Raw genomic sequence first — 7,003 nt, forward strand, 5'->3', positions numbered from 1 at the left:
TCGACCACCGCCATCGGCGGCGAATCGGTTGCGACGGGCCCCGGCGCCAGCGCCATCGGCTGGCAGGCCATGGCCACCGCCGAACGCGCCCAGGCCATCGGTCACCTGGCCACCGCCCAGGGCGTCCGCTCCCTGGCCGTGGGCGAGAATGCCGACGCCCAGTCGGATTTCTCGACCGCCATCGGCAACGAATCCATCGCCAACGGCGTGGACGCGCTGGCCATCGGCGACACCTCGGTCGCGAACGGCACCTCGACCACCGCGGTCGGCGGTGAATCGGTCGCGAACGGCACCGCCGCCACCGCCTTCGGCTGGCAGGCGCAGGCCACCGCGGAACGCGCCCATGCCTTCGGTCACCTGGCCGTCGCCAGCGGCGTGCGCTCGACCGCCATCGGCGAGGCCGCGATGGCCATGGGTTCGGGCTCGATCGCGCTTGGCAACCAGGCGGTCGCCGCGGCCGACAACTCGGTCGCCATCGGCGACGGTGCGACCGCGACCCGCGCGAACGAATTCGTGCTGGGCAACGGGGCCAACACCTATCGCGCGGCGGGCATCGCATCTGACGCCAGCACCGCGGCACAGGGCACGCCCGTCGGCGTCGTGACCTCGGACGCGCAGGGCAACCTGGCGGTCGACCGGTCGCTGGGCGAAAGCATGTCGTCGCTGGGCGGCAGCGTGCGGTCGCTGGGCCAGCAGGTCGAGAACAACAAGGAAGGCATCGCCATGGCGATGGCGCTGAACACCCCCTACGTCCCCGAGGACAAGACCTACGCCGTCTCGACCAGCATCGGCAGCTTCGAAGGCTCGCAGGCGCTGGCCGCCTCGATGGGCTACCGCTTCGACGCGAACACCCAGTTCGATGCGGGCATCACCTACGGCTTCGACCAGAATCAGGTCGGCGGCCGCATCGGCGTGACCTACGCGTGGTAAGCCACGCCGCAAAACGGACGGGGACGGCGCATGCGCTGTCCCTGGCCATCGCGATGGCGCTGGCCTTGGTCGGCGCCAGCGCCCATGCGCAGGACACCCCCGCCCCCGCCGACCCCCAGCCCGCACCGCAGGCCGAGGCGCCGCTGGTCGAACCCAGCTATGCCACCGCCCTGATCCGCGACGTGCTGGCGGCGGTGAACCACGGCAACTGGACGGGCAACTATACCGTGCTGCGCGACATCGCCTCGCCCGAATTCGGGCTGGCCAACGATCCGACGCGGCTGGCGGGTCTCTTCACGCCCCTGCGCGAGGAACGGCTGGACCTGCTGCAGGCGATGGTCATCGACCCGGTCATCCTGGAAAGCGCCCTGTCCGACACCGGCCAGGAGCTGCGCCTGACCGGCTATGTGCCGCTGCAACCGCGCCATGTCAGCTTCGACCTGGTCCTGGGGCTGGAGGGGCGGCGCTGGCTGCTGCTGGGCATCTCGGTCGGGGCCTTCGATCCGATCGATCCCTAAGGCACCGCGCGTTGTCGGTGTACGCCCTGTGTCCGCGCGGTGCGCCCGCGGTGCGCGCCCGGTGCCGCCGATTTCCCAGCATTTGCTGACCGTTTCACGCCCCGGACCTGCAACGGCTCACCGCGCAACGCCCGCCCCGTTGCGCGCGATCAGGTCATGGACGCGCTCCTTGGGTCGGCACAGCACCGCGCCATGGGGGGCAAAGACCACCGGCCGCTCGATCAGGATCGGATGCGCCGCCATCGCCGCGATCAGCGCGTCGTCCGACAGCCCCGGATCGCCCAGGCCCAGCTCCACGAACGGCGTCCCCTTGCGCCGGATCAGCCCCCGCGCACCGATCCCCAGCACCGCCAGCGCATCGCGCACTTCGCCCTCGGACGGCGGCGCGGCAATATAATCGCGCACCTCGGGCTGGATCCCCGCCTCGCGCAGCGCCGCCAGCACCCAGCGGGACGTGGAGCAGGTCGGCTTGTGCCAGATCACCCAGTCCACGCTAGCGATCCCCGTCCGGAATGGGCAGCGCGCTGGTCGCCTTGATCTCCTCCATCGACAGCAGCGCGGTGACGTTGTGGATCTTCACCTCGCCGATCAGCGACTGATAAAAGCGGTCATAGGCGCGCGCGTTCTTGACCTGCACCTTGAGGATATAGTCGATATCGCCCGCCAGCCGGTGCGCCTCGACAACCTCGGGACGCTCGCGCAGGGCACGCAGGAACCGCGCCGCCCAGTCGCGGTCATGTTCGCTGGTGCGGATCAGAACGAAGAAACAGGCCTCCAGCCCAAGTGCCTCCGGGTCCAGGATCGCGACCTGCCGGCGGATCACCCCGGCCTCGCGCAGCTTGCGGATGCGGTTCCAGACCGGGGTCTTGGACGCCCCCACCCGGTCCGCGATCTGGTCCAGCGACAGGCTGGCATCCTGCTGCAGCAGGGACAGGATCTTGCGGTCCACCTCGTCCAGGCGGACAGGCGTCTGTCCTGCGCCCGTATCAGGGGAAATCGGTTCCGGCATGGCGCACTCCTTGGTCGATCGTCCTTATTTGCCGCGACCACTGTGCAGAATCCAGAACGAAATTCTATATAGAGGACAGCAAAACCGCGAGGTCCAGTCATGAGCAAATCCTTCCCCCTGTCGGCCGCACGCCCCGGCGTCATCACCGCGAACGATCTTCGCGAAGGCCACAATGTGTGGATGTGCGCCGACGGCTGGACCCGCGATCCGCGCCATGCGACCGTCTATGACGACGAGGCCATCGCCGATCTGGCCCTGCTGCAGGCCGTGGCCCAATCGGAAATTGTCGTCGCCCCCTATCTGGTCGAGGCCAAGCGCGGACCCGACGGGCCCGAGCCGGTCCATTTCCGCGAGGCCTTCCGCCAGCGCGGACCGTCCAACTATTTCCACGGCATCCAGGCCGATCAGCAAGCCGAGGCCAGCCATGTTTGATATCCGCCCCGTCGAAACCGACTATGTCCGCCAGCGCGCCGCCGAATTCCGCGCCCAGGTCGCCCGCCGCCTGGACGGCAGCCTGACTGAGGACGAGTTCAAGCCGCTGCGCCTGATGAACGGCGTCTATCTGCAGCTGCATGCCTACATGCTGCGCGTGGCCATTCCCTATGGCACGATCAGCCCCGACCAGATGCGCACCCTAGCCGTGCTGGCCGAGAAATGGGACAAGGGCTATGGCCACTGGACCACGCGCCAGAACATCCAGTTCAACTGGCCCAAGCTGGTCGACATCCCGGACATGCTGGACGCGCTGGCCGATGTCGGCATGCATGCCATCCAGACCAGCGGCAACACGATCCGCAACGTGACCACCGATGCCTTTGCCGGCGCCGCCTTTGACGAGGCCGCCGATCCGCGCCCCTACGCGGAGCTGCTGCGCAGCTGGTCGACCGATCACGCCGAATTCCAGTTCCTGCCGCGCAAGTTCAAGATCGCCATTTCCGGCGGCAAAAAGGACCGTGCGGTCATCGCCGCCCATGACATCGGCCTGCGTCTGACCGAACAGAACGGCAAGACCGGGTTCGAGGTCTGGATCGGTGGCGGTCTGGGCCGCACGCCCCTGCTGGGCCAGGTCGTCCGCGACTTTCTGCCCGAGGAGGACCTGCTTCCTTACGTCGAGGCGATCATCGCGACCTACAACCTGGCCGGCCGTCGCGACAACAAGTACAAGGCCCGCATCAAGATCACCGTGCTGGAGCGTGGCCTGGACGTCATGCGCGCCGAGATCGAAGAGGAATTCCTGGCCCGCCGCCGCGATTTCCACGGCGCCGACCGGGATGCGCTGGCGGTCTTCAAGGACCGCTTCCGCGCGCCATCCTTCCGCAATGCGCCCGTCGACGGCTATGAGGCCGAGCGTCAGGCGAACCCCGCCTTCCGCAGCTGGTCGGACACGAACCTGCACCAGCACCGCGTGGACGGCTATGCCAGCGTCGTGGTGACCTTCAAGGCGCCGGGCCAGACGCCGGGCGACGCCAGCGCGGACCAGATGCGCCTGCTGGCCGATCTGGCCGAACGCTATGGCCACCACGACCTGCGCGTGATGCATGACCAGAACGTGGCGCTGCCGCATGTGCACAAATCCGACCTGCCGGCGCTGTATGCGGCGCTGCGCGAGGCGGGCCTTGCCACCGCCAATGCCGGGCTGACCAGCGACATCATCGCCTGCCCCGGCATGGATTACTGCGCGCTGGCCACCGCCCGGTCGATCCCGATCGCAGAAGAAATCGCCGACCACTTCCGCGGCCTGGGGCTGGAGCAGGAGATCGGCAATCTGAACATCCGCATCTCGGGCTGCATCAATGCCTGCGGACATCACCACCTGGGCCATATCGGCATCCTGGGGCTGGATCGGGCTGGCGTGGAGAACTATCAGATCACGCTTGGCGGCGATGCCTATGACATCCCGGCCATCGGCGAACGCGCCGGTGCGGGTTTCCCGGCCGAACAGGTGGTCCCGGCCATCGACCGCCTGCTGCGCGCCTATCTTGAGGTGCGTGAGGACGCGTCCGAACGCTTCATCGACGCCTATCGCCGCTTGGGTCAGGCCCCGTTCAAGGCCGCGCTGTATCCCGTGGCCGCCGATGCTTGACGGGAACCTGGACACGCGGGCGGGGCGGCTGAACGACCGCTATCGCCACCATGCCGCCATCGAGGTGCTGCGCCGCGCGGTCACTGACCCCGATCTGGGGCAGGTGGCGCTGGTGTCGTCGTTCGGCGCGGAATCGGTCGTGCTGCTGCACATGGTCAGCCGCGTGGCTCCTGGCCTGCCGGTGCTGTTCATCGACACGCAGATGCTGTTTCCCGAAACGCTGGCCTATCAGCAGGAGGTCGCGGAACGCCTGTCGCTCACCAACGTGCAGGTCATCACCGCCAGCGACGCGGAGATCGCGTCGCATGACCCGGACGGGACGCTGCACAAGGTGAACCCGGACGCCTGCTGCGATTTCCGCAAGACGGTGCCGCTGGAACGCGTCCTGTCGGGCTATGACGCCTGGATCACGGGCCGCAAGCGGTTCCAGAACGGCCAACGCGCCGCGCTGGAGTTCTTCGAGCCCGAACCCCCGACCCGCCTGCGCGTGAACCCGCTGGCGCATTGGCGCCCCGAGGATGTGCAGGACTACATGGTGGAAAACCGCCTGCCCCGGCATCCGCTGGTGGCGCAGGGCTATCCGTCGATCGGCTGCGCGCCCTGCACCTCGCCCGTGGCACCGGGCGAAGACCCCCGGTCCGGCCGCTGGCGCGGACAGGAGAAATCCGAATGCGGCATCCACTTCATCGGCGGGCGCATGGTCCGCAGAAAGGTCTCGGCATGAGCGAGCAGTTGAACAGCGAACCCGTCCTGGCCCGCGATGACGGCTTTCACCCGGTGACCGACCAGCCCGCCGTGGTGCTGGCCCCCGACACCGCAGCCGCGACGCTGACCGATCACCTGGATCAGCCGCTGATCGGGATCGCGTTTCCGTCCTTCAGCGACGGGCGCGGATTTACCCTGGCGCGCCGCCTGCGCGAGCTGGGATATACCGGTCGCCTGCGCGCGACCGGCCGGCTGATCGCCGATCAATACGCCATGGCCCGGCGCGTGGGCTTCGACGAGGTCGAGGTCGCCGCCGACATCGCCGCCCGCCAACCGCAGGATCAGTGGCTGGCCCGCGCCGACTTCAAGGCCTGGGACCATCGGGCGCAGCTGGCCGGGTGACCCTTTCACCCGCGCGCCCCATCGATTAGACGACAAGGATTGCAACAATGACGCTGGATCTGCCCGTGACCGAGGCCGCCAAGATTACCGTTCCCGACGCCCAGACCGTGACCTCCGTCACGAAATGGACCGACAGCCTGTTCTCGTTCCGGGTGACGCGGCCCGCCTCGCTGCGTTTCCGGTCGGGCGAATTCGTGATGATCGGCCTGCCGGGCGACAACGGCAAGCCGCTGCTGCGGGCCTATTCCATCGCCTCGCCCAACTGGGACGACGAGCTGGAATTCTATTCCATCATCGTCCCCGACGGGCCGCTGACCTCAAGGCTGCAGCACATCAAGCCGGGCGACCAGATCATCCTGCGCCCGAAACCCGTGGGCACGCTGGTCCTCGACGCGCTACTGCCCGGCAAGCGGCTGTGGTTCCTGGCCACCGGCACCGGCTTTGCGCCCTTCGCGTCGCTGATGCGCGACCCCGAGACCTATGAGCGGTTCGAGCAGGTCATCATGATGCACACCTGCCGCACCGGAGAGGAACTGGTCTATGGCGCCGAGCTGGTGAACAACCTGCGCCACGACCCGCTGCTGACCGAGATCTATGGCGACGACTTCGCGCAGCGGCTGAAATACTATCCGACCACGACCCGCGAACCGTCGCCCTTCATGGGCCGCATCACCGACAACCTGACCTCGGGCAAGGTGCTGTCCGATCTGGGCCTGCCGCCCATCGACCCGGCCGAGGATCGCGCGATGATCTGCGGCAGCCTGGCGTTCAACGTCGACGTCAAGGCCGTCCTTGAGGGCTTTGGCCTGCACGAGGGCGCGAATTCAGAACCCCGCGAATTCGTGGTCGAAAAGGCCTTTGTCGGCGAAGGCGTCTGACGCCCTTCGCCCCGGACCGCCCCGAGGGCCGCGCCACATCGGCGCGGCCTTTTGCATGGCGCGACGCCGCCCATCACGCAAAGGTCACGGCAAGTTTGGGAACCCTTGGCGCAAGTGCCTGTTAAACCACCAAAGACAGACATTCGGTTTTCCACAAGGAGCGTCTCATGCGCCGGATTATCCACAACACCACCGCCATCGCGGCCTGCCTGTCGCTGATGCGCCGCATCTTGCGATGGCCCAGACCGCGATGCCCGGCCCCGATCAGGCGGCCGCCCCCCAGAACCTGATCCTGGCGCAGGCCGATCCCGCGCCCGAGGGAGAGGTTCCGCCCCCGGCAGAGGCCGCAGCACCCGGCGAGGATGGCCCTCAGGATGGCGCCGACCTGAACCAGATGGCAACCGAGCCCCCGGCAGAGCCGCCCCGGCCGAAGAGCCCGCGCCGGAACCCGCACCCGTCGAGGAGCCCGCCCCCGAGG

The 7,003-nt window shown here is 68.0% G+C and carries 9 protein-coding genes and 1 pseudogene; 8 read left to right on the plus strand and 2 right to left on the minus strand.

Going from position 1 to position 7,003, the window contains the following annotated elements; genetic code table 11:
- A partial coding sequence (locus TY51_RS18460) for a YadA-like family protein (protein WP_042252509.1) occupies nt 1–930 on the plus strand: 930 nt, incomplete at its 5' end.
- Entirely contained in the window at nt 924–1,448 is a 525-nt protein-coding gene (locus TY51_RS18465) for a hypothetical protein (RefSeq protein ID WP_052650463.1), read from the plus strand. The genes TY51_RS18460 and TY51_RS18465, both read left to right, overlap by 7 nt.
- Before the next feature lie 117 nt (nt 1,449–1,565).
- Here TY51_RS18465 and arsC read toward each other — a convergent pair whose 3' ends face one another.
- Entirely contained in the window at nt 1,566–1,940 is a 375-nt protein-coding gene (arsC, locus tag TY51_RS18470; RefSeq protein ID WP_042252513.1) for an arsenate reductase (glutaredoxin), read from the minus strand.
- Nucleotide 1,941: 1 nt separating this feature from the next.
- On the minus strand, nt 1,942–2,457 hold the full coding sequence (locus tag TY51_RS18475; protein WP_042252516.1) for an Lrp/AsnC family transcriptional regulator: 516 nt from the start codon (nt 2,455–2,457) through the stop codon (nt 1,942–1,944).
- A 99-nt stretch (nt 2,458–2,556) separates the two neighbouring features.
- Here TY51_RS18475 and TY51_RS18480 point away from each other — a divergent pair, with 99 nt between their 5' ends.
- From TY51_RS18480 to TY51_RS22290, 6 genes and pseudogenes are all read left to right on the plus strand, one after another.
- Nucleotides 2,557–2,889 (plus strand): DUF2849 domain-containing protein, encoded by a 333-nt coding sequence (locus TY51_RS18480; RefSeq protein ID WP_042252519.1) that lies wholly within the window; start codon nt 2,557–2,559, stop codon nt 2,887–2,889.
- Nucleotides 2,882–4,540: a nitrite/sulfite reductase gene (locus TY51_RS18485; RefSeq protein WP_042252522.1), complete on the plus strand. Its 1,659-nt coding sequence runs from the start codon at nt 2,882–2,884 to the stop codon at nt 4,538–4,540. The genes TY51_RS18480 and TY51_RS18485 overlap by 8 nt, the downstream gene beginning before the upstream one ends.
- Nucleotides 4,533–5,264 carry a phosphoadenylyl-sulfate reductase gene (locus TY51_RS18490; protein WP_042252525.1) on the plus strand — a complete coding sequence of 244 codons (732 nt, stop codon included), beginning with the start codon at nt 4,533–4,535 and terminating at the stop codon, nt 5,262–5,264. Before TY51_RS18485 ends, TY51_RS18490 begins: the two co-directional genes overlap by 8 nt.
- Nucleotides 5,261–5,647, plus strand: a complete 387-nt coding sequence (locus tag TY51_RS18495; protein WP_042252528.1) for a DUF934 domain-containing protein — start codon at nt 5,261–5,263, stop codon at nt 5,645–5,647. The genes TY51_RS18490 and TY51_RS18495 overlap by 4 nt, the downstream gene beginning before the upstream one ends.
- A gap of 47 nt (nt 5,648–5,694) precedes the next feature.
- Complete coding sequence (locus TY51_RS18500; RefSeq protein ID WP_042252530.1) at nt 5,695–6,525, plus strand: ferredoxin--NADP reductase; 831 nt, start codon at nt 5,695–5,697, stop codon at nt 6,523–6,525.
- Between the two features lie 235 nt (nt 6,526–6,760).
- Nucleotides 6,761–7,003, plus strand: a pseudogene (locus tag TY51_RS22290) (hypothetical protein); the annotation flags it as partial.

Source organism: Paracoccus sp. PAMC 22219 (genome assembly GCF_000787695.1).
In the GTDB taxonomy this organism is placed as follows: Bacteria; Pseudomonadota; Alphaproteobacteria; order Rhodobacterales; family Rhodobacteraceae; genus Paracoccus.